Below are 25592 nucleotides of genomic sequence, written 5' to 3' on the forward strand. Positions count from 1 at the left end.
CTGATATTTTTTGTAAATGTTCTTATTAGAGGAAGCAAGTTTGTTCCATTTGCTTTCTCTTTTTTCCTTGAACAATCAATTTCTTTGCTTTTCATAATTAAGTTGTGTACAATTAAATTGTACCAAATATAATAAAAGGTGGTAATCTTATGAAAAAAATGTATTCTACAAAAATGATCAACACAGGCGGACGTTCTGGAGAAGTCCATAATCCTGATCACACATTCGAATTAAATATTGCAGCTCCTGGTAAACGTGTTGAAAACGCAACAAATCCTGAACAATTGTTTGCAGCTGGTTTCAGTGCCTGTTTCAACAGTGCATTGGAGTTGATTAAACAACAAAAAAATATTTCTGGCGCTTCTACTGTCAGCGCACAAGTTTCTCTTTATTCCGAAAGTGAAATGAGCTTTGTCTTAGGCGTAGAGATTGAAGGATCTATCGAAGGTCTTTCTCTAGAAGAAACCCAAGAATTATTAGAAGCTGCACATAAAGTGTGCCCTTATTCAAAAGCGACAGCTGGAAATATCGAAGTTACTCTAAAAGCTGTTAGTGAATAGACTTTTTTGTGTAAATCCGCTATGATACACTATAGTAAAACAGCGGAGGTGGAAAAATGGAAGATCTATATTTAGCTAATCAAGTATGTTTTCCTTTATATGCCGCCTCTAAGGAGATCATCAGACACTACACTCCCCTTCTCAAACCGCTGGATCTTACCTATACCCAGTATCTTGTGATGCTAGTTTTATGGGAAAAGAAAAAGGCTACAGTGAAAGAGCTAGGAAATGATTTGTGTCTGGATTCTGGTACGCTAATTCCCTTACTGAAGAAGTTAGCAGAAAAAAATTATATCAAGCGTCAGCGTGAAACGGATGATGAAAGAATCGTAAATGTTACGCTCACTTCTCAAGGAGTTGCGTTGCAAAAACAAGCAGAAGGTATTCCACAAAAGATCAAGTCTTATCTTCCACTTGAACAGGAAGAATTGGATACACTGCAACATCTGACCCGAAAAATGCTAGATAATTTTCATCAAGACCAGAAAAAGGGCTGAAACTGCTAGATGAACGATTTTATGAGGAAAACCAACTCATAAGATAACGTCATTTAGCAGTTTTTCTTTTTGCTCTTTCCCTTTCTTATTTTCGTATTCCATCATATAATGAATAACGTGTTTATTTTTGTTATTTGGAGGTTGTCAAATTGTCCGTTTATCAGCGTTTTTTGGCGAATGAAAAAATACGCCGCCTCACTGTTTTATTATCTGTCATTTTTGTACTTTTCTTAGTAAAAAGTATGATTACAACCATTTTACTCACATTTATCTTTACTTACTTGATGATCCACCTTGTTCAAATCATTCAGCGATTTGTCCGAATTCCTACAGGTATTTTAGCCATCATGATTTATACATTGATCGTTTATCTTATCTATCTGGCATTCACAAAGTATATCCCGATGCTTATTCATCAAACATTCGATATGATCCAATCTGTTATTGATTTTTACGAGCATCAACCAAAAGATGCAGATCCAGTTTTACAATACATCCACAATTATATCGAGCGGAACGATTTCTTTGAACAGCTTCAAAATGGTGCGTCAATTGCGCTTGGCTATTTACAAGATATAGGAAAAATGGCAGTGGCGTTCGCTATGTCGTTCATCTTAAGTTTCTTTTTTATGATTGAAAAGCAAAAAAACGATTTTATTCTCACGGTTATTTCTAAAAAGTGAATTTTCTTGGTTCTTTCAAGATCTATATTATTTCGCCGATAAGTTTGTCAATACATTTGGTTTAGTATTAGAAGCTCAATTTATTATTGCTCTTTTAAACACTCTGCTCACAACTATTGCCTTGGCCGCATTTGGCTTTCACCAACTGCTGAGCTTAGCAATTATGATATTCATTCTAAGTCTGATCCCAGTAGCAGGCGTTATTATATCTTGTATTCCTCTATCTTTCATTGCTTATTCCCAAGGAGGAATCAGAGATGTTGTTTATATCCTGATGACGATTTTGGTTGTGCATCTGATCGAATCTTATGTACTGAACCCAAAATTAATGTCTAGCAAAACAGACTTGCCGATTTTTTATACATTCGTTGTCTTGCTTGTTAGTGAACGATTCTTTGGCGTTTGGGGATTGATTGTCGGCATTCCGATCTTCACCTTCTTTTTAGATGTGCTGAAAGTGAAAAAGATTCCAAATCATTCACCAAGAGAAATAGATATCCTTTAAATTAAAAATGTAGAAAGATAAAAATTAGAACGACCCTAAATATCAGATTTAGAATCTGTTATTCAGGGTCGTTTTATTAATACTTTTTTTCGTTTGAAAAAATGTGTTCTCCGACATTCTTCAAATGTCAGTGTCATCTATTTTGTTTAAATCTTTTTACAGAAAACATTGTTGTTATACTTAATAGAATGATTCCGCTCCACAGTATGACTTTATTTTGTGCTTCTCCAGATTTTGGCAGCTGTTTATTTTTCATATCATGACTAGCAAGGATTGTATCATTGCTACTTTTTAAAGTCTCAGCTAGGTGAGGGCTATCAAATCGTTGTGTGTGTGTATTCTGCTTTTCTTCATTTATTTGTCGAATGGTTGTATTTATTTTTTGACTCTCTTTCTTTTCATCCTTTTGGGTGCTTATCTCTTTTGCCGTTATATTTGTTTCAGGTGTTTTTTCTGGCATTTCTGGGGCCACATCTGGCTTTTCTTCCGGAAACCTATTTGGTGTTTCTGGATTCTCAACCTCATTATCCGTGTCTGGTTTTTCTTCTGGTGTTACTTCGTTGCTAGAGTCTGTATCTGGTTCTGGACTGACATCTGGTTTTTCTGGATTCTCGGTTTCATTATCTGTGCCTGGTTTAGTTTCCGGTTTTGTTTCGTTTTCAGAGTCTGTATCTGGTTCTGGAGTCACATCTGGTTTTTCTTCGGGAGTTGTTTCAGGTTTTGATTCATTGTCTGGCTCTGGCTTCATTTCTGTATCAGGCTCTTCACCAGGTTCTATTTCCGGTTGCTGTTCTCCGTCTGGATTTTCTGTAGGCGGTATATCAGGCTTGTTTTCATTTTCTGGTTTATCCGTTGGTTCCCCAACAAGATCTCCTCCTCCTGAGTCGCTTGCTGAATCTTGCTCAACTGTCTGCCGTTGACTATATGGCGTCAGATAATGAAGATCGTTCGGTGACCCATCTGATACTTTGACAGTAAACAGTGCTGGTTTTAGCAAGTCCTGATTTAATGTGACGGTGAAAGTAAATGTTGCTTGCTTGTGTTGGATAGACAAAGTATTCTCGTCATAACTGATCAATAAAGCAGGGTCAACATTCTCAAATGTAACAGCTGATTGTCGTATCGGTGCTAAGTCTCCCGAATAATCAACTGTTGCTTTGATGGTCGCTGTTTGTCCTTTTTTTAATTTTGTGACACCTGAATTGAAGGAAGAAAATTCATCTTGGAAAGTAATTCGATTGACATTGGCCCATTTGATTTCTGCCCAATTTGCTGTTTCTATCTCCTCTGTATGCACTGTCTGATTTATAGTCAGCGATAAGCTTAAGGCTGTAAATGTTGAGATTAAGATGGTTGGATATCTCATAACTCTCTCACTCCTTGATTTTTTTGTATGCAAGAAATAAGATAGTAGAGATTGTGCCTATATGTTTACTGTCTTTTTGTCTAGATTCATGAAAAAAACAGTAATATTTTCAAGTTTTAACAATTTAACTAAAAAGGAGCGCCCTTCATGCAAACCCAAGAAGCGATAAAAACGTATCTTTTGAAGAAAAAAAGCAATACAAAATTAGATATTTTTCTTTTCCTGTCTGAACATCGTTTCTTTATTACTACACAATATTTAGCAGATCATTTCCATATGTCTGAATCAAATTTTCTATTATACATCAAAGAATTAGAACAAGATTTTGAGCGTCTAAATCTAACAAAACTGCATATTGATAAACAAAAGCCTTTTTTGAAGTTGAATTTTGAAGGAATTGATCCGGCTTATTGCTACTATCGTCTATTTGGAAGGTACTGCAACGAATCGGTCAGTTATCAGATCTTGACTTCTTTGTTCAGTTGTCAGACAAATTCGATTATCAGTTTAAGTCAGCAAACAAACTATAGTGCCTCTTATCTGTATACGAAAATGAAAAAAATCAATGCATTTTTAGCATTGTATGGTTTGTCTGTCTCCTTTTCTAATAATGGAAGAAAGTCCTTTTCTGGAAAAGAAGTACAAATCCAATATGCAGCATTAGATATTTATTGGAATATCTTTTCAAGTACTGCTGCAGATTTTTATGATGAAGATCCACAGGTAGTTGCTTTTATGATGAATACTTTTTTTAAAAAAGAGGTACTTGACCGACTGAATAGCGGTATGATGGATAAATTGTATTTGCTGTTGAAAATATGTAAAGAGAATTTTCCGGCTACTTCTGTGAAAGGTGTACAAAGAGAATTTGAGGAGTATGAATATATTGACTTTTTTATTGATCCCTCTGTCGATATTTTGCGCCCCAATCTGCCAATTTGTCGCGAACAACGCATCTTAGTGAATATTTTAGCTCGGCTCTCTATCACGAAAATCGAATCAGAAAAAACAAGTTTGGAGCAATACGAACTTTTAAGAAAAGCAAATGTTCCTCATGTTCTTTATTCAAGAAAAATGGTGGAATCCTTTTGTACAGTATTTGATTTGTTTATACCTGAAAAAGAAAAAATTCTTTACTCGTTGGCGTTCGCACGAAATAAACTTTATAATGGATTTCTTAACTTCAATCAACCAAATACGCCCCTTCCTACTTTTATGCTTTATCAAGAGCATAACGTATTGAAAGAAATCCAAACAGCTATCGAACGATTTTACATGGATTTCAGAGAACAAAATCAACATATGCTGCCAGATATTTTAGAAAAAGAAAATGTGCTATGGATGGTCGAAGATCTAGTACATTTATATGATCGTTACAAAAAACAACCGCTGATCGTGATTGGTGTGAACTATACGCGTGATTTTTATATCAGTAAAGATTTGATTGTTAAGATAGAACAAATTTTTTCAAATGAATCGATCAAAATACAAAACGATTTTATGGAGAACTGTAACATCGTTATCAGCGACTGCCCTTTGAAACAGTTGCCTTCCCACATCAAAAAAATATATATTTTAAAGGGAATCATCACACCAGAAGATTGGAAAAAAGTGATTATGAGGATTTCAGAATACATTTTTGAATTAAAAGAAGAGGCTCTTATGAACCAATCGGAAAAAGAAAATCAAGATAACCTCTAGTTCCTAGACCAAAGAAGTGACATAAATCCGAATGCTTTTTAACAGTATACGGATTTATGTCACAAAAGTTTGAATATCTTTTTCGTTTACATAATAAAATTATAAATTATTTACTGGTTTTCTTTGCGTTCATTTCCTTTTTCAATTGCTTCACATAATCCATTTAGATATACCGCACCTAATGCTCGATCATATAAGCCATATCCTGGTCTTCCTGTCTCATTCCAAATCATTCTGCCATGATCAGGGCGGATGTATCCGTCAAATCCATTGTCATACATTGTTTTTAGTATACGGTACATGTCTAATGAACCGTATTCTGATTTATGCGGTGCCTCATAGAAATCTCGATTAGCTAAAAATTTGATATTTCGAACGTGAGCAAATGGGATCCGGTCTCTTTGGCAAAATTCTGCTAAAATTTCATACACATCATTTTCTGGATCTTCTGCAATACTTCCTGTACAAAGAGTGATTCCGTTAGAAGGACTGTCTACTACTCGGCACAACCAATCTAGATCTTCTCGATTCTTTACGATTCGAGGTAATCCAAAAATCGAGTACGGCGGGTCATCTGGGTGTACAGCCATTTTGACCCCTACCTCTTCACATGTCGGGATGATTGATTGAAGAAAATAGGCAAAATTTTCTCGAAGTTTTTCTTCGTCTACTGATGCATACGCTTCAAGCAAAGATTTGATATGAGCTAAGCGTTCAGGTTCCCACCCCGGCAACTCGAATTCATTGCTGGACTGTTCGATGCGTTCGACGATTTCTTTTGGATCATCTGGAATATCAGCGGATATAAAAGCTAACGTAGATGAGCCATCTTCTAAGCGGTAATCATGATCAGATTTGACCCAATCAAATACAGGCATAAAATTATAGCAGATGACTTCTATTCCATATTCTGCCAAGTTTCGGATTGTCTGCTTATAGTTTTCGATATACTGCTCACGGGACGGTAATCCAATTTTAATGGCATCATGCACATTGACGCTTTCGATAACCTTTAGTGTCAATCCACGAGACTCAATTTCTTCTTTTAATTCTTTGATCCGTTCCCTAGGCCACACTTCTCCTACTGGTATATCCATCAATGTGCCTACAATACCTTTGACTGCAGGTATTTGTCTGATTTCATCTAAAGTAATCTTTTCCTCTTGCGAACCGTACCATCTAAAAGTCATTTCCATTATAAAGTTCCTCCATGTTCTTGTAAGTAATTCTGTAATGTTTTTCGTACGGCATTGGGTCCTGCCAACATTTTGATGAACATTTCTTCTATTTTTCTGCCAATCTCAGCTTGATAAAGATCTACACCAAAAATTTCTTTATTTGACAAAATAGGAGTAATTTTCTCTTGGAGATGTGAGGTATCTTGCGTACCCAATTGAATATCAGAAAGCCTGTGCTGAAGTTCTATCAGCAAAGGATCTGGACTCGGTGTGAATGGTTTTCCTTGATCATCAAGGCCAATAAGGTATCGAAGCCAAGCAGCGAGAATCAATGGAATGAACACAAGAGTCTGCGGGTCCTTATTTTCTGTTTCCATATATTTTTTAATCGTCTCACCGTAACGAATCGCCACCTTTTGAGAGGTATCCGTGGCGATTCGCTGAGGCATGTCAGGAATATTTGGATTAGAAAATCGCACAGTGACTACTTCTTCAAGAAAGGTCTTTGGATCAATGATTCCAGGCGATTCTACGACTGGAAGACCTTCATTGTACCCGATTTCAGAAACTAACAGCGACAAATCTGGATCATTCATCTCCTCAGCTATACTCCTATAACCCAGTAAACAACCCATAATAGCTAAAGCCGTATGCAAAGGATTAAGACATGTTGTCACTTTCATCGTATCTGCTTTATCTACCGTTGCACGATCAGTCAAGAACACTCCAGCTTTTTCGAATCTGGGACGTCCGTTTGGAAAATGATCTTCCATGATTAAATAATGGATGTCTTCTGTATTGGCGAATGGCGCAATATTGGTTCCCTTTGCGGTTTGCAAGATCGACATATTTGAAAAGCCTTCTTCTGACAACATTCTGCTAACTGATATGGAAGGATTCGGGGTGATACGATCAATCATTGTCCATGGAAACGCAACGATTTCTTCATTCGATAAGTATTGTATAAATGTTTCTGGTACATAACCCTCCTTTTGCCATTCTTTTGCGATCGTTAGCAACGAAGTACGTAATTGACTGCCATTTTGTGAAAAATTATCTGTAGAGACAAGTGCAATCGGCCAAGCTCCCGATAAAAAACGTCTATAAAGTAGTGCAGCAAGAATACTCATCGTATGTGATGGCTTTTTCGGACCGTTTTTTATATCAACTGCAATCGGTCCTATATATTTATTACTTGTATCTTTCAATCGATAACCTTTTTCAGTAATAGCAAAAGTAACTAATTGTAAACTCGGATTTTCAAAGTGACCAATCATCTTAGCAAAGTGTTCCGAGCAATCTGGATGACAATACAGACTGTCGGCTGTCGCAGCTAATACACGTTTGACAAATTTTCCACTGCTTGGCATGACCACTTCAAGAATCAAATCATCAAACTCTCGGTAAGCCTTTTCAATTATTTCTTCATCGAATGTTTCACAAACAATGACACCAGTAGGCAATTCGCCTTGATCCGCTAAACGTTGAGCGATTTCTGCATGAAATCCTCGATAAAGATTTCCGCCACCAAAATGGATCCAGACAGGATTTCTTTGTCCGGTTTCTCTTAATGATGCACGGTCAAAATGAGGTATTTCTACTTCTTTTTGAGATAATTCAGGAATAAAGTTCTTCCAGTTGTTTAAATCAATCATTTTTCCCCTCCTAAACTAACATATCAGTTTTTGTCTTCAAATGAATTTTATGCAATAAAAATCGCTATGTCAATCAAAATTTTACTATTTATACAAATTTGCGAGTTAAAGTGACATATCAGATTGTTTTTCAGATCTCTTCTGTTATACTACGTTCATAGAAATGATTTTGGAGGTATAAAAATGAAAAGTAGCTTGCAATCTCAAGCTTATCAAGCGATTCGTAAACAAATCATCTATGCGGACCTAGAACCTGGAAGGAAAATATCTGAAAAAGCGTTGGAGGAGCATCTTTCTATCGGCCGGACCCCCATTCGCGAAGCATTGATTCAACTACGTCAGCAAGAACTCGTGTACACAGTTCCTCAAAGTGGTACGTATGTTTCAAGAATCAATCTCTATTCTGCAGAAAATGCTCGCTTTGTTCGAGAACAATTAGAACAGCAGATCATGATCGAATGCTGTTCCAAATTGGACAATCAAACACGAATAGTGTTAGAAACGATTTTAGAAGAACAAGAAAAAGCAGCCCAAATAAAGGATGAACGTGCGTTTTTTCGTGCAGATAATTTATTTCATGAAGCTTGTTTCGAAATTGCCGGCAGAAAAGAAGTTTGGAACTGGTTAGATGACCACAATACCCATTTAGAACGTTTTCGTTGGTTAAGAGTGACCATCCAAGGGCTTCCATGGGAAACGATCATGGAACAACATGAAGATTTATTCAGAGCATTAGTCGATAAAAAACCAGAAGAAGCTCGTTTTCAAACGGGATTGCACTTGCACATGATGCTGAAAGAACAAGAAACTGTCACTCAACGTTATCCTGAGTATTTCAAGTAGTTGTATTTTTTTGTGCCTCTTTCAATTTATAATTAACCAGCGTTTTTGAGTAATCTTTATTAAATAACAAAATATTCATTGACTTTCTAACTCCAACTAAATTACAATTATTATAAATAAATAATTATTATTGGAGGTTTTACTATGTCATTGATTGGGAAAAGAATCGAAGAATTTAACGCTCAAGCTTATCATCAAGGAGAATTTTTAGAAATTAGCGAGAAAGACCTTATGGGGAATTGGAGCATCCTATGTTTCTACCCAGCAGATTTCACTTTTGTTTGTCCCACTGAACTAGAAGACTTACAAGAACAATACAGCACCTTGAAATCTTTGGGCGTTGAAGTCTTTTCTTGCTCTACAGATACCCATTTTACTCACAAAGCATGGCATGATACATCAGATGCTATTGGTAAAATCGAATACACGATGATTGGCGATCCTTCGCATCGGATTTCTCGTATTTTTGATGTGTTGGATGAAGAACAAGGATTAGCTCAACGAGGAACATTTATTATTGATCCAGACGGCATCGTTCAAGCCATGGAAATCAATGCAGATGGAATTGGTCGTGATGCTAGTGCACTGATTGATAAGATACGGGCTGCTCAATATGTACGTACCCACCCAGGTGAAGTTTGTCCGGCAAAATGGAAAGAAAGTGGCGAAACATTGAAACCAAGTTTTGATCTTGTTGGAAAAATTTAGGTGGTCGACATGTTAGATAAAGAAACTAAACAAAACCTCGAACAATATTTAGCACTGATTGAATCTCCTATTGTTTTTTCTGTTAGTTTGGATACTAGTGAAAATAGTCAAAAATTAGCAGAATTTACGAAGGAAATATCAGAAATGTCTCCTAAAATCTCTTGGGAAAAAAAAGAGTTGACGCGGACACCTAGTTTTTCTATCAGCCCTCTTGGCAAAGAAAGTGGAATTGTTTTTGCTGGTATCCCCCTCGGTCATGAATTTGCTTCTTTTTTACTAGCACTGTTGCAAATTAGTGGACGGGCACCGAAAATTAGCGAATCTTTGAGTCTCAAAATCAAACAAATCAAACAAACGCTGCATTTTGACAGTTATGTCAGCTTGACTTGTCATAATTGCCCCGACGTTGTACAGGCATTGAATATATTAGCTGTATTAAATCCAAATATTACTCATACGATGATTGAAGGCGGTATGTTCCAAAAAGAAATCGATGATAAACAAATCATGGCAGTGCCAACAGTGTTTTTAAATGGTGAAGAATTTAGTAGCGGACGCATGACGATCGAACAAATCGTTGAAAAAATCACTGGTCCTTTGGTTGAAGAAGAATTATTTGAAAAAAAACCTTATGATGTATTAGTGGTCGGTGGCGGACCAGCAGCTAGTAGTGCAGCTATCTATGCCGCACGTAAAGGAATCCGCACAGGGATTGTTGCTGACTCCTTCGGTGGACAAGTCGTTGAAACCCTGGGAATTGAAAATATGATTGGTACCCCTTACACAGAAGGGCCAAAATTGATGCAGCAAGTAGAAAATCATGTGCGTAGTTACCCTATCGATATTATGATCAATCAACAGGCTGTTTCCTTAAATAAAGAGCAACATTTTATCAATATCGGCTTGGCTAACGGCATATCACTTCAAGCAAAAACGGCAATTATTGCGACAGGTGCACACTGGCGTTCTATCAATGTACCGGGCGAAAAAGAATTTAAAAATAAAGGAATTGCTTATTGTCCACACTGTGACGGTCCTCTATTCAAAGGAAAAGAGATTGCTGTTATCGGTGGTGGTAATTCTGGTGTTGAAGCAGCAATCGATTTGGCTGGGTTAGCAAAACATGTATATGTTCTAGAATTCTTACCAGAATTAAAAGCAGATCAAATCTTACAGGATAAACTAGTCTCTCTTGCGAATGTCACTGTTATCAAAAATGCAGCGACGAAAGAAATCAGCGGTACGAATCAGGTAGAATCTCTCTCCTATATCGATCGCCGTACGATGGAGATGCATACGCTAGCTGTTTCAGGAGTATTCATTCTAGTCGGCTTACTTCCTAATACGGATTGGCTAGATGGAACGATCGACATGAACCCAAGAAATGAAATAGTGACCGAGAAAAATGGCGCAACGAATATCCCCGGCGTTTTCGCAGCTGGTGATTGTACAGATAGTCCATACAAACAAATCATCGTTTCAATGGGTTCAGGAGCTACTGCAGCTTTAGGAGCATTCGATTATCTGATGCGCACTTGAGCTATGAAGATTGTGCAAAAGACAGATAGAGGTTGTGAGCCTGCCGTTCAGCTCCGAGTCACAAGGAATTGGCAGGAGAACACCGTTTGTTCGGAAAAAAGGATTGTGACAAGAATTTTGTCACAATCCTTTTTGTCTTTTTTTTGAATAATCACTTTTTCTTCTCTTTTTTTTATATACTATAAGTAGTAAATAGTTTGAGAGAAGAAAGGTGACTGATTATGGCGCAAAATCGTATTTTTAAGACAAGTTTTGCAAGCGTTTATCCTATGTATGTAGCAAAAGCAGAGAGAAAAGGTCGTACAAAAGAAGAAGTAAATGAAATCATTTGCTGGCTGACAGGTTATTCCCAAACAGAACTAGAAGATCAACTACAAAAACAAGTGACTTTCGAACAATTTTTTGCGGAAGCCCCTGCCCCCAATCCTTCTCGTTCTTTGATTACAGGTGTTGTTTGTGGTGTGCGAGTAGAAAATATCGAAGATAACTTGATGAAAGAAATTCGTTATTTAGATAAAATGATCGATGAGCTAGCAAAAGGCAAAAAAATGGAAAAGATCCTCAGAAAATGATTTCCCCCAAGAAGCTCTTCTCCTTCGCTCATTTTGTAACGTTTGATTTGGTAAAATGACTAGTTCACGTTAAAATAAGTCAAAGGAGGTTTTCTTATATGTTTGAGACGATTAAACAAAATATTCAAAAATACGCCTTATTAAGAGCAGCTGTTTATATTATTTCTGGGATTGCGATTGTGCTAAACCCTTCTGCTGTTTTTCATTTTATTGGTTATCTGATCACTGCCTATCTTGTTTTGCTTGGGTTGTTGAATCTTTTTGAGGCTTACCGTTTTAAAAGGAAAACAGGTTCTTGGAGTATCGGTCTGTTTAGTGGTCTTTTTTTCCTGATCTGCGCGCTGATCGTTTATGCTTTTGCACCTGCAATTGTTTCTATCCTGCCGATTCTTCTTGGATTAGCTGTTATCATCAACAGTTTGTTCCAGTTGTTCTTCAGCATGAATACAAAAGCTAAAAGTTGGAGTGTTTATAGTATTCTGTTGTTGATTGGCGGATTCGTCTTATTGTTCAATCCATTCAAAAGCTTGATGGTTCTATTTCAAATATTCGGTTTCATCTTGATTTTCATGGGCATCCAGGAGATCATCAATTTTATCAGAATAAGAAAAATGACTATACGTTAATCGTTTTTAGTTATTAAAATAGACTGTTTAAAAACCAACAATCCAAAAAAAATACTTTTGGATTGTTGGTTTTTTATGAGTATATTTTCCTATTTTTTCAATAATATATGTTATGCTAAGTTCGGGCTATATTTTATACAAAGGAATGATGAGAATGGAATTTATTGGTATTTTATGCCTGATATTGATTTCAACAACGATTGGCTCACATATCTCTAGGAGATTAGGTATTCCAGCAGTAATCGGACAATTACTTGTTGGTGTTTTGCTAGGACAAGCTGGATTGAATTGGGTCAAACCGGATATTCTAGTCCATGACTTCTCGGAGATTGGTGTAATCTTATTGATGTTTTTAGCTGGTCTGGAAAGTGATTTATCTCTTTTAAAAAAATATTTCCGACCAGGCATGTTTGTTGCTTTGCTTGGAATCATCTTCCCTGTTGTTTTTGGCTGGCTAACAGGCGAGGCATTCCAAGTTTCGGGAAATGAAGCGATTTTCTTTGGAATTATTCTTGCAGCAACTTCTGTCAGTATTTCAGTTGAAGTATTAAAGGAACTAAACGTGGTGAATACGAAAGAAGGCTCAACTATTTTAGGTGCTTCTGTTGTAGATGACATTTTAGTCGTTTTAGTCCTAAGTTTCAGTCTATCTTTTCTCACTGGGGAAGCTTCTAGCAATGCTTCTTTACCGCTTGTTTTGATTGAACAGCTCGTTTACTTTGTTTTTATTTTCTTATTAGTCAAATGGATTGCACCCTTCTTGCTTTCATTTGCAGAAAAAGTGTACGCAAATTCTTCTATTATCATCGTATCGCTAGTTATTTGTTTAGGTATGTCTTACGTAGCGGATCTTGTGGGTCTTAGTTCTGTCATTGGTGCCTTTTTTGCTGGGATAGCAGTCAGTCAGACGAAGGTCAAAGAAGAAGTATACCACAATGTTGAAGCTTTAGGATATGCAGTATTTATACCAGTATTTTTTGTCAGTGTAGGATTAGAAGTTGATTTTTCTGACTTTGGTGAGCAGCTGCTCTTTATTTCTATATTGACGCTTGTAGCGATTTTGACCAAATTGCTTGGAGGGTATTTTGGTGCTCAGATTGCCGGTTTTTCTCAACATAGTTCATTGATGGTCGGTGCTGGTATGATTTCGCGTGGAGAAATGGCTTTGATCATTTTGCAAATTGGACAGCAAAGTCAATTGATCGAACCACAGTACTATTCACCTTTAGTAATCGTGATTTTATTAAGTACACTTATTTCTCCGCTTGTTCTAAAATATTTTACAAAAAAAGTTTATGAAGTGTGAGTGACCCAGAAAGAGGTCGTGAACCTGTCGTTTATTCGAAAAAAAGGACTGTGACGATACTGTCACAGTCCTTTTACTATAGTTAAGAAGTCGTTCTTTATTGATAATTTTGATTGAGGTATTGTAATAGTTCGGGTGCTCGTTTAGTTGCTGAATCATCATCTTCTTTATTTTCCAACATGCTAACCATCATATACCCTTGGTTATCAGGGTTGAAAGCAAACAAGAAACTGTTCTCTTTCCCTTTTTCATCCTGTTTTTCTTTGATTTCCGCTGTACCAGTTTTCGCTGCCAATGGAATCCCTAAAGCAGAAAGAGAGTGTGCTGTACCATTTACATCTTGCACAACTTCTCTCAAATCTGGCACGATCGTCTGTACCGCTGTTTCACCGATGACATTCTTCTTATCTTTTGTCTCTTTATCTGCAATCAATTTAGGATAGACAAGTGTGCCATTGTTGGCAAAAACAGAATACATTGTTGCTTGCTGAATAGGATTAATTAGAAGTTCACCTTGACCATATCCAGTATCAGCTAGCAAGATATCTGAATTAAAGCTCTCTTCATTAGAAATTTGTGCTGGATTCATACTGATTGGCAAATCAAGGTCTTCACCAAAAATGAATTTATCCAAACCTGCACGTAAATTCTTTTCCCCCATTTTCAACGTTTCTTGCGCCATATATATATTATCGGAATAAATCAAAGCAGTTTTTAAGTCTACTTGTGACACATCACTAACACGAGTTACTTGATATGATCCCCAAGAACTGTCTTTTTGCCATTTAAGCCCGTTGATCGTCAACACTTCATTTGGATCGATAGTGCCGTTGTCGAGACCGATTGCTGCTGTGATCATTTTAAACGTAGATCCAGGAGCATAACCTGTCGCAAATCGGCTGATGAATGGTTGTTCAGGATTTTCTTCATAAGCTTTGTAGTCTTCTTGTGAGATCCCGTTTGTCATTTTGTTTGGATCATAGCTTGGAGAGCTAGCAAGCGCAAGAAGATCACCGGTTTTTGGCGTTGTCGCAACAGTCGATCCAGCTTTTCCTCCTAGACTGTCGAAAGCTGTTTTTTGTGCCTTCGCATCGATTGTCAATTTGATATCTTTGCCGTTTTGGACTTCATGCTCGATCAGGACCTTTTTCTCAACACCGTCTGCATCTGTGATGCTTAATTTTCCACCTGTAGTCCCACGAAGATCCTTATCAAAAGCCATTTCCAAACCAGCTCGTCCGATTTTTCCATTACTACTTAATTCTGGATTTTTATCAATATCTTCTGCTGTGATACCTCCCACGTAACCAATCAGTTGAGTAGCTGCTTCACCCAAAGGATAATATCTGCCGTCTACTTCTTGGATGGTAGCTCCAGCTGGAAGTTCTGGCGTTGCTCCATCAATGATTTTCAATGGGACAAAGTAATCGGGTTGTACCCAACTTTGTGAAATAGCCTGATTGATAGCATCTTCTGTTAAGTCGAATGCGGAAGCAATGGCTTTAATATTGGCTGTTTTTTCGTCCCCATCTCCAAGTTTACTTGGAACGACTCCTAATTGTTTTAGTTTGCCGGTTGTTGCTAATGGTTCCCCATTTCGATCTAAAATGTTCCCTCTTGCTGCTTCTTGCGTGGTCAGGCTTACTTTGTCATTTCCTGCCATTTCTGGAAAAACCAAGTTAGGCTGCCAGTTGATTGTGGTTTGACCATCAGTTCTGTCTAATGTTCCTTTATAAGAAAGATCTTTCAATTCACCTAATGAGGTATTCATCTTTGCTTTATAAGAAAAATTGTAAGTAGACTCATCTTTTTTATCTACTTTTAGATTTGATATCTCAAGTCCTTTGACATCGGCAGCACCGTATATATTTTGGTATTTTTCTAAGATCTCTTTTTCAGATAGTGCACTTTTATTTGCTGCCTTTTTCGATGCCATTCCTGCAGCTTTGTTATACTCTCCTTTGTTCAAAGCTTGGACAAATTGCTCAACCGTCTTTTCTCCAGCTTCTACTGCTTGGGTTTCTTGATAGTGCCGGTAGTAAAAATAACCGCCACCTGCAGCTGCTATTAAGATCACTGCGCCGGCAATATAAGCGCCTGTTCGATTTTTGCCGTGCTTGTCACTTCTTTTCATTTTTTCCTCCTTCTCTTGCTTGCCATTCCTTTATTTTCACTATTTATACCTGTTTATTCTAACATAATAAAAGAAGTCAGAACATAACATAGATTGTTATTTCTAACTTCTTTTATTTTATTTTCTTTACTTAATTATTCAGAAATTTTTTGATTGCTTCTTGGTTTTTGGTCAAATCTAATTCCAGAACACTTCCGGAAGGCGTATTGTCGTTGAAGTCCCAACTGCCGTCTACTGGTACGGATAATGTATCGATCTTTTTATTATCGTCTTTGAGGAAATCCATACCGCAATCCAGTAGCACACTCTCAGGAAGGTTCGTTTGGATACTGCCAAGTAGTTTTCCCACTGCTTTCGGTAATTTAAATATCGAAGTGACGTCTTTCAGCTGCTGAGAGATCGCTTTAATCACTTGTTGCTGTCTTCTAATCCTCCCAAAGTCCCCTTCTTCGTCTTCACGGAATCGAGCATACTGCAGTAACGTATTGCCATCCATTACTTGCTTCCCTTTTTTTATATATACGCCATCTAAATCTAAAGATTTTTCTGCATCAATCTCTACTCCATCAGGAAACAGTTCATTGACGCAATCGATAAAATCTTGAAATGTGATACTTGCATAATACGGGGCTTCAAATTTGAAATTTTCCTTTAATGTTTGGTTTAATAAATCAACTCCTCCGTAAGAGTACGCTGCATTGATTTTATCCATTCCGTAACCTGGTATATCGACATATGAGTCTCTCATGATAGAGATTAGTTTTGCTTGTTGTGTTTTCTGGTCGTATTGTGCAACCATAAGTGAATCTGAGCGACCATTTTCGTCTTTCGAACGGGCATCCGAACCAATCAAAGCCACGTTTAGTTTGGTAGGGACACTTTTCGGCTCTACCTTTTTCACAGTTGAGGTCTGTTTTGCAGACGAAAATCCATGGACAAATTCAATCGAAAAAAAGCCGACTACTAGTGTAAGCAGTAACAAAACAGATAATATGATTTTTTGAAATACTTTCATTGCGAATTCCTCTTTCTAAAAAGAATCTCTCGCTTGAAAAATAAAAGATAGTCCTTTATGATAATTCAAACTGAGAGATTCTCAGTTTCTCTTTATTGTTTTTCAGGTCGATAGAGCGGCAACTCTTCGGCCTGTATCTTCGAAGAAATATTCAACGTGATTCCGATTCCTAAAGAAAGGATCAGATAACTTGTTCCTCCATAACTAACAAATGGTAATGGCACGCCAGTCATTGGCATAAGCCCTGCGATACTTCCCACATTCATTATCGTTTGAACGAATAGCAAAGTTCCGAATCCTAAAAAAAACAATCCAGCTTGTTGATTTTTACAACGACTGCTTAAACAAAAGATTCTCATGCATAATGAGAATAATAAGAAAAGTACACACAATGCACCAATTAGCCCAAGCTCTTCTGTAATGATCGAAAAAATAAAATCTGTTTCTGTCTCTGGAAGATATCCCTTTTTTGTGATACTGTTTCCTAATCCTCTCCCCCATATGCCACCATTGTATAGTGCATAAAACGAATGAGTCATTTGATAGCCCGCACCATGACTATCTATGAAAGGATCTCTTAAAGTCGCAATTCTTTCATAAGCATGATTGAACATCTGGGGAAGCCAGCCTTTGTTTCCTAAATATAATACTCCGCCGGCTGCTCCAATCAATAAGGCAGAAAAAGTAACAATCAGATAGATTCCTTTTTTAAATGGAACTGCTGCTGCCCAAAAAATGACCCAAGCAATCGAAAGAATCATCAATGCTCCAGCAATCTTTGGCTGGAATAAAATCAGCAAAGTTATGCCTACTGTAATCAGGAAAGGTTTTTTTAGATTTTTTGGCGGATTATTTCCGTCACGAAAAAACCAGCTTAGATAAAAAATCAGAAAAAGATTTGCTAATTCTGAAGGCTGGAATTGAATGCCAAACAGAGAAATCCAACGTTGTGCGCCATTGACAGTGACACCGAATATTCCTACTCGTACTAAGATTAAAAAGAAAATCGATAAAGCTAAACCATATCCTGCTATTTTAGGGTGAAGTAAATAGTGCAGTTTGATTGAACGAGCTAAGAAGATTACGCCCCAACTCAAAAATATGAAAATCAGTTGGCGCAATAATAGACTTTTTGTATTTTCATCTGCTTGCAATAAGCGATAAGAACTAGCACTGTATACTTCTAAAAGACCGATCATGGACAAAGTCAAATAAGGACCCAAAATCCACCAATCGATCTTTTTTCTTTTTTTCACCGCATCTCCTCCTCACACAGTAATCCACTTGTCAGGTGAGGAGCGAGTTTGTCTCATCAAATAAGTCAGTCTTGAAAATATAAAGAAAAGGTCAGAAACCTTTTCGAACAAGAATTCTGACCTAGCATCATCTCATCGTCCGAGTTTTAGCACTATACAACGTAAAGAAAACATTCTTAGCTATTGGAAAAAGCCTTAATCCGACAGTTTCTGTTTTACCCATTGGCGACTTTCGACGTTTCTGGGCAATAGCCTATGTTTGTATAGGAGCCTCACCTAACAAGGTTATTACTATATTCTATTTACGAGTCCATGATAGACTTTTCCTAATGAATAGGCAATGGAATTTGAAATGAAATAGTGAAATTTAACAATCTTTAATATTTTTTAGGAAAAAATAACAAATAACGAAAAAGAATCCTAACGCAGTTTCTTTCAATTGTGCCAGGATTCCTTGATAATTTTTTTATTTTTGATGTTTTTTTATATGATTTTCACTTTTCGGAATAAATACTTACTTGTTGAAGTAATTGAATAATCCGCTAATCGTGTGGTCTGTTAATCCTATTTCTTTGCCGTCTAAAGTAACTTTTGTGACGACAAAATGATCTTGCAATGGCGGAACTTCTAAATACTGCCCTTGCAGAAAATCATTCACTGTTTCGTATTCTTTTTCCATTTCTTTTGAATCTGCTGATGGTTTATAACTTATTTTTAACATACCTATTACTCCTTCCTATTGGGGACGTGCGATCGTGAAAATTTCTCCTATTGCTGCATAATCATTTCCTGCCAAACGGCTTATAGCATTCAATTCTCTTGGGTCGATTCTTCCCGTCTTTTCATCATAGACTGTTTCATTCAAATGATATTTCTGTACTTCTAATAAAAATAAATCAGCTGTTACTTTATTTTTATTCCGTATCTCGACATGTTCATATAAGGTGGTCTCAAAACGAACTTTTGCTTCTGTCAATGCTGGAACTGAAACGATTGCTGAATCTGTTAAAGTCAATTCAGTCAAGTGTAGTTCGCTTTCCTCATTAGGCAGATTAGCTGCTGTTTTATTTGCTTCTTCTACGTTGTCCTCATCAAGGATATGGATGACCGCTTCTCTTGTCTCAAGAATGTTTTTTGCTGTGTCTTTTACTGTATCTTGTTTTCTCTGGATCGCCAAGGATAAGATAGGTGGATTCGAACTGACGATATTGAAGTAACTGAAGGGTGCGATATTCACTATATCATTTACGGATTTAGTCGTTACTACTGCAACTGGCCTAGGGATAACTGAACCAATCAGCAACTTGTAATTTTCACGTTCTGTCAATTCTGAAGGACTTCGTTCAAACATGGTCTCGCCTTCTTTCTATAAAATTCGCTAAAAAGCAGATCTGCGAAGACAAAAGGAAAAGCAATGCTTTCCTCTTCTTCTTAGAATCTGCTTTAAACTATCTATTAATTTTTCTTTTTTGTCAAGAATCTGTGCCGTACGTGTTTTTTAGTTCTTTGCTTTATTCGCAGCTTCAACATATCTTTTAGTGATGAATTGCGGACGGGTGATGATGGATCCAATGACGACTGAAAAAGCACCTAATTCATAGGCTTTCTCTACTTGTTCTGGAGAGTCAGTATGTCCTTCCATGACTACTGGTATATTGACTTGTTCTATGATCTGATTCAACAAATCAAAATCAGGCGTCTGTGTCTTTCGAGAATATTCTGTATATCCTGCTAATGTCGTAGACAAGAGATCGAAACCATCTTCTTGTGCTTGAAGCGCTTCCTCAAAAGTCGAAATATCTGCCATGGCTAATCGACCGTGATCGTGGATCATTTGGACAAGCTCAGCTGTTGCTTTTTCTGTCGGACGTTTACGAGAAGTTGCATCGAGTGCAATGATCTCAGCTTGCGTCTCCAAAAGTTCTTTCACTTCTTTTTCTGTCGCAGTAATAAATACTTCTGACCCATCGTAATCTCTTTTAATGATCCCTATGACTGGCAAATCAACGATTCGCTTGATTTCATTGATATCTTCTGTTGTATTTGCGCGAATACCAACTGCTCCGCCTTCTTTTGCAGCCAAAGCCATTCTCCCCATGATAAAAGAACTGTGTAATGGCTCATTTTCCAAAGCTTGACAAGAAACGACAATCCCACCTTTTATTTTTTCCAGTACATCCACACTATCTCCTCCAATGACGTTCTCTAGAAATACATCTTCTTATAAAAATGTAACCCTTTTCTATCTAGGAGTCAATAAAGGAGCTATCTTTTTTCTTTTATCAAGAAAGGCTTGCTAAAAGAAAATCACTTCAAACTCTTCATATACGATCAGCTTCTCTTCTGTAAATGCCATGTTCAGTGCTTCTTTGTAGACATGCTTGAAAAAGTCAGTATGGACTTTCCGCCAATAAGCTAACGTTCGATCTCCTTCTCCTTCTTTCCAAGCATGTTCTTCCGTGATTTCACTAAAAGGCAAGATAGTCACATTTATATTTTTGATGATACAAACTGGTTCATTTTTTCCATTCAGAACCACATCTAACTGGCCCACTTTTGGTAAAGGTTCCTTCTCTTTTTTGTATAGATCGTATCCACTTGATGTACCGGTTTTTATTTTTTTTACAACTAACTCACTCAATTCATCTGCCATTTCTTCTGTATTCCCAAATGAAAAAAAGCTTAGTTTTTCTGATTGATACCTAGGATATTCTTCTTGAAAATTTTTGAAATATTCTTCTACTTTTTGATACATAAGAGCATCTACTCCTTTGTTTCATATAATAAAAAACCATCCAGATACTAGTATAAACGATTATCTGGATGGAAAATACGATGTATTATTGAATATTTAAGACACGTAGACTATCCTCAACGATTTGGCTTGGTGTCAAATGATAACGTTCATAAAGTTTAACTGTTGGAACACTATCTGTGAATTCTTTCTTTGCACCGAAATTCAGCACATGCATTGAAGAGTCACCATAATAACGACTGATTTTTTCGCCAAATCCGCCTGATAAACTACCATCTTCTAATGTGATGACTAATTCATGGGCTTCTTTTAATTTATCTAATGTTTCTACATCATTTTCTGTAATTGTTCCTGGATTGATCAATGTTGCTTCGATTCCTTTTTCTCTAAAAGCTTCCATTGTTTCTTTTCCTAGTCCAAGAAAACCACCTAAAGCTAAAATTGCCACTTTTTCGCCTTTATTTACTGTCTGATAGGCTGGAATACTGTAATCATTTGCGATGGCTTTACCATGTTCTACACCGTGAGTAGGGATTCGAATTGCCACAGGCTGTGCTGTTTGCTCAAAAGCCCAATCTAGCATAGAGATCATATCTTCTTTTGTCGCTGGAGCAAGATATTTGATATTCGGGATGCTTGATAAATAAGGAATGTCAAATGTTCCTTGGTGTGTTCGATCACTAGCAGAGATCGTTCCGCCACCAACTAAAAGGATGACTGGATTCTCGTTGATCGCTAAATCATGTGATAATTGATCATATGCCCGTTGCAGGAAAGTACTTGATTGGAAGACGACTGGACGTACTCCCTGAGAAGCCAAAGCAGAAGCAAAGGTGATGGAATGCTGCTCGGCGATCCCCACATCAAAATAATGATCTGGATGTTTTTCTTGGAATGTTTTCAGTCCAAAGGCACCTGGTATTGCTGCATTGACTGCGGCAATAGGTACTGTACTTGTTTGCATTTTTTTATCCAGATAATCCATGATGATCGTATTGAATGTTTCTCCAGAAGCTGCCTGTTTTGCTTCTCCTGTAGACAGATCAAATGGGACGTGCCAATGATATTTCATTTTATTATCGATTGCTGGCTGATAACCGCGGCCTTTTTCCGTATGTACGTGAAGTACGATGGGATGATCAATATCTTTTACTTCTTCAAATAAACGGATCACCGTCTCTAGGTCGTTTCCATTATCCACATAGCGATAATCAAATCCCATAGCTTTAAATAGGTTATTACTGCTTTCACCGTGAGTTTGACGAAGCTCTGCTAAGTTCTGATATAAGCTACCGTGGTTCTCATCAATAGACATCTCATTATCGTTTACTAATACGATTAGATTGGTCTGTAAAGCGCCACCGTTGTTCAGCCCTTCAAAAGCTAAGCCGCCACTTAGTGAGCCATCTCCAATAAATGCTACCACATTCCCTGATTCTTTCTTCAGATTTCTGGCTTTAGCCAACCCAGTAGCTAAACTGATAGATGTAGATGTGTGACCCACTGTAAAATAATCATGTTCACTTTCGTGTTGATTGGAATACCCGCTTACTTCATGGTAATGTCCTTTTTCAAAGCCATTTTTCCGACCAGTTAGCAGCTTATGACCATAAGATTGATGGGAAACATCCCATACGATTTTATCCTTAGGTGAATCAAATACATAATGAAAAGCAATCGTTAATTCGACTACACCTAGATTCGGACCAACGTGCCCACCTACATCGCTGTCCTTTTGCAAGATTTTTTGGCGCATTTCTTCTGCCAACTGTTTCATTTCCTCCACAGATAATTTTTTGACATCTGCTGGACTGTTGATTGTATCCAATACATGTAATGCTGTACTCATCATACATTCTCTCCTCCGTACTATCTTCTTTTTAGTTGAAAATAGATTTGTAACACTTTATCTATTCTACTCCTTAGAGTTGACTCTAAGTCAATAGTATTTTAAAAAATTTTCAGAGAAAGTTTGTTATATAAGTAGTTCTTCGCACAAATCAGATCACAAATAAAAAAACTTCTACAGTCTTTTAAAAAGCGCTGTAGAAAGTTGATTTTTGTCTTGCTTTAAGATCTCCTCAAGAAATATGTTTTTTTAATAAATGAAGCTCTTGAGCAATACGATACAAAAGGATGTTTGCGCCTTTTAACGAGATAGGATAGACCTTTGTTTTTTCAGTTTCTAAACCAGTTTGATAGCTAGTAGCATCGCATAAAACCACTCGTTTTTTTGAACACAAACATTCATCAGGTAATTCTTCTAAAGAACGAAATAAAATGGGATTTATTTCAGCCATGTCTTCTTCAGCATACAAATGAAATTGGGTTCGATAAAAAAATTGTTTGACTGAACTTTCAGAAACAACAAATATTTCTATTTCTTGTTGTATCATCTGATCTCTGGTAATCAAAGAAAGACTCTTAACAAATTTTCGGATGAAATTATCATTCCATCTTAGATGAATTTGGTTTTTCTTTTTCCAATCGTCTAGCACTTCTACTATTTTTCTGTATAGAAGTTGTTCTTTTTCTGACAGTAGATAGATTCGTTCCGGTAAAAATACTTGACCGTCTGCCCACAACGTGCGGACGAATTGTAAAAAGGATTGCTTAAAAATAAAATTGTCTGCATCGTCGATTTCAGCGACTGGGAGAATCTGTAAAATCAATTCATTGAGTGACAGGTCATTGAGAACAAAATTTTTATACACAACTTCGAAATCTTTTCTTAACAGCTCCATGTTCTCATTGGTATAATTTCTGCTATTGAACAAAGAAAAAATATAATAGACATCTTCTTCCTGTAAGTCTAACATTCCTTTTTGCTCTTCCAATCCTTGACAGACTAATTGAAATAACGGCTTCGTCTCCGCACTTTTCTTATCTTCTTCTTTCAGTTCAAGGGGAAACGCCTTTCTTCCAATTGCCATCTCTATTCCCCGTATGATAAAAAATTTTTCGTCTTCCGAATATCTTCTTTTAAAAAAATGAGTCTCTACATAATCGATCAGCTCGTTACAAGCTTCTTCTACATGCGGATTTTTACTCTCATATCCTTCCCAATTGATATAACGTACTAAAGCTAGCAGAATATTCCGCGAATCAAATTCTGGAATAATGATTTCTTTATTTTTCAAATAATCATTTTCTTTGAAAAAATCCAAGACGCTCTTTTTGATCGTATATACTTTGCTCAAAGAAATAAATTCAAGATCAGCCAGTTCTGTACTCGTGAATATGCCCTTGAAATAATAACTTAAAAACTTTAAAAAATAAGATTGACCATACAAAAATTGCGTAAGCTCAGAAAGAGCAATCCCTCGTTTAAATATAAGTTTGTACTTATGCTTCTCTCTTATTTGTTCTTTTATGCAATATTCCAGACACTCGGCTAGACTTTCTAGATCATGAAGGATCGTCGGTGTGGTCACCCCTAGTGAAATAGCTGTTTGTTCGATATCTATTTCTTGGAATTCAAATAATTGTTCGCATAGATACACTTTTCTAAATATATTTCGCTCGATGTATTTTTCCAGCATTCCTGATACACGCCTCCAGTTTTTCTTATAGTTTTATTTAAACATATCCACGAATCGCTTTTTTATTTACTTTTTGTTTAGAAAACCCCTTTCAAAAACCAATAAAAAAAGAAGCCGGAACAAAAGTCGATCAAGCTTACAATTCCAGCTATCGTTTCGATAACTTGGCGTCGCTTGGACCTTTACCCCAGCCACTTTCAAGAAAGGTTATTCGAAGATATCAGCATCTAGTTCTTTGACTACGTCCTTCAGTAATTGAATGCCAGCTGCACTGTTACCGAATGGATCTAGTGCTGGACTGAAGACGCCTATGCCATAACGATTGGGCACAGCTGCCATCAAGCCGCCACCTACACCGCTTTTTGCAGGTACACCAACATGGACGGAAAACTCACCTGATTCATCATACAAACCGGCAGTTGTCATAATCGATTTGACGATCGTTGCACTTTCTTCAGTAATGAGCCGTTTGCCATTCCAAGGAGCAATCCCTTTATTTGCCAATACAGCGGCTAATTTTGCTATACCTGTAGCGGTGACATTGACGGAACATTGTCTGAAATAGGCATCGAGTATCTCTGGAACGTCTCCTTCGATCATTTGATTGCCTTTCATGTAATAAGCAAGAGAGCGATTGATATCACCTGTTCTTGATTCAGAATGATAGATTTCTTCATTCAATGTGATATCAGGATCATCACAGATTTCTTTCATAAATGACACGATCCGTTCAAATTTTTCATCTGCATCTTTTCCGGCAATCAAAGAGGTTGTTGCAATCGCTCCTGCATTAACAAAAGGGTTCATCGGATGTTTGCGATGATTGATCTCCATATTCATGATAGAATTGAAAGCAAATCCGGTTGGTTCCGTGTTGATTGTTTGAAAGACTTTTTCAATTCCGTTATCTTTGATTGCTAATAACAATACGGGAACTTTTGACATGCTTTCGATGGCAAAACGTACATCGGCATCTCCTCCCACGATCAGTTGTTTTGTATCCAGATCATAAATCGCCATACCTAATTGTTTTGGATCTACTTCAGCTAATGCTGGAATGTAGTCTGCCACTTGTCCCGTTTGATAATAGTGGAAATTTTTTCCAATCAATTGTTCTAATTCTTTTCCTTCCATTTGAATAACCAGCTTTC

At 37.0% G+C, this 25592-nt stretch carries 22 protein-coding genes, 1 pseudogene and 1 riboswitch; of the genes and pseudogenes, 10 read left to right on the forward strand and 13 right to left on the reverse strand.

Annotated elements, in window-relative coordinates; translation table 11 throughout:
* Positions 1 to 149 precede the first annotated feature (149 nt).
* From ESP02_RS02065 to ESP02_RS02075, 3 genes and pseudogenes are all read left to right on the forward strand, one after another.
* On the forward strand, positions 150 to 560 hold the full coding sequence (locus ESP02_RS02065; protein ID WP_002290719.1) for an organic hydroperoxide resistance protein: 411 nt from the start codon (positions 150 to 152) through the stop codon (positions 558 to 560).
* Positions 561 to 616: 56 nt separating this feature from the next.
* On the forward strand, positions 617 to 1057 hold the full coding sequence (locus tag ESP02_RS02070; RefSeq protein WP_038398942.1) for a MarR family winged helix-turn-helix transcriptional regulator: 441 nt from the start codon (positions 617 to 619) through the stop codon (positions 1055 to 1057).
* A gap of 149 nt (positions 1058 to 1206) precedes the next feature.
* Positions 1207 to 2245 (forward strand): annotated as a pseudogene (locus ESP02_RS02075) (AI-2E family transporter).
* A 133-nt stretch (positions 2246 to 2378) separates the two neighbouring features.
* On the opposite strand, the gene ESP02_RS02080 reads toward ESP02_RS02075, so the two are convergent.
* A complete protein-coding gene (locus tag ESP02_RS02080; RefSeq protein ID WP_025478292.1) occupies positions 2379 to 3611 on the reverse strand; it encodes an LPXTG cell wall anchor domain-containing protein in 1233 nt (410 codons plus the stop codon).
* A 147-nt stretch (positions 3612 to 3758) separates the two neighbouring features.
* Here ESP02_RS02080 and ESP02_RS02085 point away from each other — a divergent pair, with 147 nt between their 5' ends.
* Positions 3759 to 5312 (forward strand): helix-turn-helix domain-containing protein, encoded by a 1554-nt coding sequence (locus ESP02_RS02085; RefSeq protein ID WP_002400247.1) that lies wholly within the window; start codon positions 3759 to 3761, stop codon positions 5310 to 5312.
* Positions 5313 to 5422: 110 nt separating this feature from the next.
* Here ESP02_RS02085 and uxuA read toward each other — a convergent pair whose 3' ends face one another.
* Positions 5423 to 6508: a mannonate dehydratase gene (uxuA, locus tag ESP02_RS02090; RefSeq protein ID WP_002400248.1), complete on the reverse strand. Its 1086-nt coding sequence runs from the start codon at positions 6506 to 6508 to the stop codon at positions 5423 to 5425.
* Complete coding sequence (locus ESP02_RS02095; protein WP_002400250.1) at positions 6508 to 8145, reverse strand: mannitol dehydrogenase family protein; 1638 nt, start codon at positions 8143 to 8145, stop codon at positions 6508 to 6510. The genes uxuA and ESP02_RS02095 overlap by 1 nt, the downstream gene beginning before the upstream one ends.
* 183 nt (positions 8146 to 8328) lie before the next feature.
* Between ESP02_RS02095 and ESP02_RS02100 the strand changes: the two genes are divergently transcribed.
* The 6 genes from ESP02_RS02100 (at position 8329) to ESP02_RS02125 (ending at position 13739) form a co-directional block, all read left to right on the forward strand.
* On the forward strand, positions 8329 to 8988 hold the full coding sequence (locus ESP02_RS02100) for a GntR family transcriptional regulator (RefSeq protein ID WP_002400251.1): 660 nt from the start codon (positions 8329 to 8331) through the stop codon (positions 8986 to 8988).
* A gap of 144 nt (positions 8989 to 9132) precedes the next feature.
* The gene (gene ahpC, locus ESP02_RS02105; RefSeq protein WP_002400252.1) at positions 9133 to 9696 is read left to right on the forward strand and encodes an alkyl hydroperoxide reductase subunit C; all 564 of its coding nucleotides are present in this window, start codon (positions 9133 to 9135) and stop codon (positions 9694 to 9696) included.
* A 9-nt stretch (positions 9697 to 9705) separates the two neighbouring features.
* A complete protein-coding gene (ahpF, locus tag ESP02_RS02110; RefSeq protein ID WP_025478293.1) occupies positions 9706 to 11235 on the forward strand; it encodes an alkyl hydroperoxide reductase subunit F in 1530 nt (509 codons plus the stop codon).
* A 221-nt stretch (positions 11236 to 11456) separates the two neighbouring features.
* Positions 11457 to 11807, forward strand: coding sequence for a DUF2200 domain-containing protein (locus ESP02_RS02115; RefSeq protein WP_038398943.1), 351 nt, complete (start codon positions 11457 to 11459; stop codon positions 11805 to 11807).
* A gap of 98 nt (positions 11808 to 11905) precedes the next feature.
* Positions 11906 to 12433 (forward strand): HdeD family acid-resistance protein, encoded by a 528-nt coding sequence (locus ESP02_RS02120; protein WP_002373323.1) that lies wholly within the window; start codon positions 11906 to 11908, stop codon positions 12431 to 12433.
* A 154-nt stretch (positions 12434 to 12587) separates the two neighbouring features.
* Complete coding sequence (locus ESP02_RS02125; RefSeq protein ID WP_002319954.1) at positions 12588 to 13739, forward strand: cation:proton antiporter; 1152 nt, start codon at positions 12588 to 12590, stop codon at positions 13737 to 13739.
* Between the two features lie 97 nt (positions 13740 to 13836).
* Here the strand turns inward: ESP02_RS02125 and ESP02_RS02130 are convergent, their stop codons facing one another.
* The 10 genes from ESP02_RS02130 to glsA form a co-directional block, all read right to left on the reverse strand.
* Positions 13837 to 15873, reverse strand: a complete 2037-nt coding sequence (locus ESP02_RS02130) for a penicillin-binding transpeptidase domain-containing protein (protein ID WP_002373322.1) — start codon at positions 15871 to 15873, stop codon at positions 13837 to 13839.
* A gap of 130 nt (positions 15874 to 16003) precedes the next feature.
* The gene (locus ESP02_RS02135) at positions 16004 to 16888 is read right to left on the reverse strand and encodes an LCP family protein (protein ID WP_038398947.1); all 885 of its coding nucleotides are present in this window, start codon (positions 16886 to 16888) and stop codon (positions 16004 to 16006) included.
* Between the two features lie 92 nt (positions 16889 to 16980).
* Positions 16981 to 18144, reverse strand: coding sequence for an FtsW/RodA/SpoVE family cell cycle protein (locus ESP02_RS02140; RefSeq protein ID WP_002374707.1), 1164 nt, complete (start codon positions 18142 to 18144; stop codon positions 16981 to 16983).
* A 124-nt stretch (positions 18145 to 18268) separates the two neighbouring features.
* Positions 18269 to 18435, reverse strand: a riboswitch (M-box (ykoK) riboswitch).
* Positions 18436 to 18658: 223 nt separating this feature from the next.
* Positions 18659 to 18865: a hypothetical protein gene (locus ESP02_RS02145; RefSeq protein WP_002324866.1), complete on the reverse strand. Its 207-nt coding sequence runs from the start codon at positions 18863 to 18865 to the stop codon at positions 18659 to 18661.
* A gap of 15 nt (positions 18866 to 18880) precedes the next feature.
* Complete coding sequence (locus ESP02_RS02150; protein ID WP_002374706.1) at positions 18881 to 19495, reverse strand: flavin reductase family protein; 615 nt, start codon at positions 19493 to 19495, stop codon at positions 18881 to 18883.
* Positions 19496 to 19642: 147 nt separating this feature from the next.
* On the reverse strand, positions 19643 to 20326 hold the full coding sequence (locus tag ESP02_RS02155) for an N-acetylmannosamine-6-phosphate 2-epimerase (protein WP_002374704.1): 684 nt from the start codon (positions 20324 to 20326) through the stop codon (positions 19643 to 19645).
* A 114-nt stretch (positions 20327 to 20440) separates the two neighbouring features.
* Positions 20441 to 20899: an ASCH domain-containing protein gene (locus ESP02_RS02160; RefSeq protein WP_002374702.1), complete on the reverse strand. Its 459-nt coding sequence runs from the start codon at positions 20897 to 20899 to the stop codon at positions 20441 to 20443.
* 85 nt (positions 20900 to 20984) lie between these two features.
* A complete protein-coding gene (locus ESP02_RS02165; RefSeq protein ID WP_025478518.1) occupies positions 20985 to 22748 on the reverse strand; it encodes a 1-deoxy-D-xylulose-5-phosphate synthase in 1764 nt (587 codons plus the stop codon).
* Between the two features lie 232 nt (positions 22749 to 22980).
* A complete protein-coding gene (locus ESP02_RS02170; protein WP_002374697.1) occupies positions 22981 to 24441 on the reverse strand; it encodes a hypothetical protein in 1461 nt (486 codons plus the stop codon).
* Between the two features lie 207 nt (positions 24442 to 24648).
* A complete protein-coding gene (gene glsA / locus ESP02_RS02175) occupies positions 24649 to 25575 on the reverse strand; it encodes a glutaminase A (RefSeq protein WP_038398949.1) in 927 nt (308 codons plus the stop codon).
* Between the last annotated feature and the right edge of the window lie 17 nt (positions 25576 to 25592).

Source organism: Enterococcus sp. NBRC 3427 (assembly GCF_007996925.1).
Lineage (GTDB): Bacteria > Bacillota > Bacilli > Lactobacillales > Enterococcaceae > Enterococcus_B > Enterococcus_B lactis.

Bases quoted from the DNA above. Each gene is read 5' to 3' on its own strand.
- ESP02_RS02165 (WP_025478518.1), bottom strand. From the start codon at position 22,748: ATGAGTACAGCATTACATGTATTGGATACAATCAACAGTCCAGCAGAT.
- ESP02_RS02100 (WP_002400251.1), top strand. From the start codon at position 8,329: ATGAAAAGTAGCTTGCAATCTCAAGCTTATCAAGCGATTCGTAAACAA.
- ESP02_RS02160 (WP_002374702.1), bottom strand. From the start codon at position 20,899: ATGTATCAAAAAGTAGAAGAATATTTCAAAAATTTTCAAGAAGAATAT.
- ESP02_RS02170 (WP_002374697.1), bottom strand. From the start codon at position 24,441: ATGCTGGAAAAATACATCGAGCGAAATATATTTAGAAAAGTGTATCTA.
- ESP02_RS02095 (WP_002400250.1), bottom strand. From the start codon at position 8,145: ATGATTGATTTAAACAACTGGAAGAACTTTATTCCTGAATTATCTCAA.
- ESP02_RS02070 (WP_038398942.1), top strand. From the start codon at position 617: ATGGAAGATCTATATTTAGCTAATCAAGTATGTTTTCCTTTATATGCC.
- ahpC (WP_002400252.1), top strand. From the start codon at position 9,133: ATGTCATTGATTGGGAAAAGAATCGAAGAATTTAACGCTCAAGCTTAT.
- ESP02_RS02130 (WP_002373322.1), bottom strand. From the start codon at position 15,873: ATGAAAAGAAGTGACAAGCACGGCAAAAATCGAACAGGCGCTTATATT.
- ESP02_RS02085 (WP_002400247.1), top strand. From the start codon at position 3,759: ATGCAAACCCAAGAAGCGATAAAAACGTATCTTTTGAAGAAAAAAAGC.
- uxuA (WP_002400248.1), bottom strand. From the start codon at position 6,508: ATGGAAATGACTTTTAGATGGTACGGTTCGCAAGAGGAAAAGATTACT.
- ESP02_RS02145 (WP_002324866.1), bottom strand. From the start codon at position 18,865: ATGTTAAAAATAAGTTATAAACCATCAGCAGATTCAAAAGAAATGGAA.
- ESP02_RS02080 (WP_025478292.1), bottom strand. From the start codon at position 3,611: ATGAGATATCCAACCATCTTAATCTCAACATTTACAGCCTTAAGCTTA.
- ESP02_RS02135 (WP_038398947.1), bottom strand. From the start codon at position 16,888: ATGAAAGTATTTCAAAAAATCATATTATCTGTTTTGTTACTGCTTACA.
- ESP02_RS02125 (WP_002319954.1), top strand. From the start codon at position 12,588: ATGGAATTTATTGGTATTTTATGCCTGATATTGATTTCAACAACGATT.
- ESP02_RS02150 (WP_002374706.1), bottom strand. From the start codon at position 19,495: ATGTTTGAACGAAGTCCTTCAGAATTGACAGAACGTGAAAATTACAAG.
- ESP02_RS02115 (WP_038398943.1), top strand. From the start codon at position 11,457: ATGGCGCAAAATCGTATTTTTAAGACAAGTTTTGCAAGCGTTTATCCT.
- ESP02_RS02120 (WP_002373323.1), top strand. From the start codon at position 11,906: ATGTTTGAGACGATTAAACAAAATATTCAAAAATACGCCTTATTAAGA.
- ESP02_RS02065 (WP_002290719.1), top strand. From the start codon at position 150: ATGAAAAAAATGTATTCTACAAAAATGATCAACACAGGCGGACGTTCT.
- ahpF (WP_025478293.1), top strand. From the start codon at position 9,706: ATGTTAGATAAAGAAACTAAACAAAACCTCGAACAATATTTAGCACTG.
- glsA (WP_038398949.1), bottom strand. From the start codon at position 25,575: ATGGAAGGAAAAGAATTAGAACAATTGATTGGAAAAAATTTCCACTAT.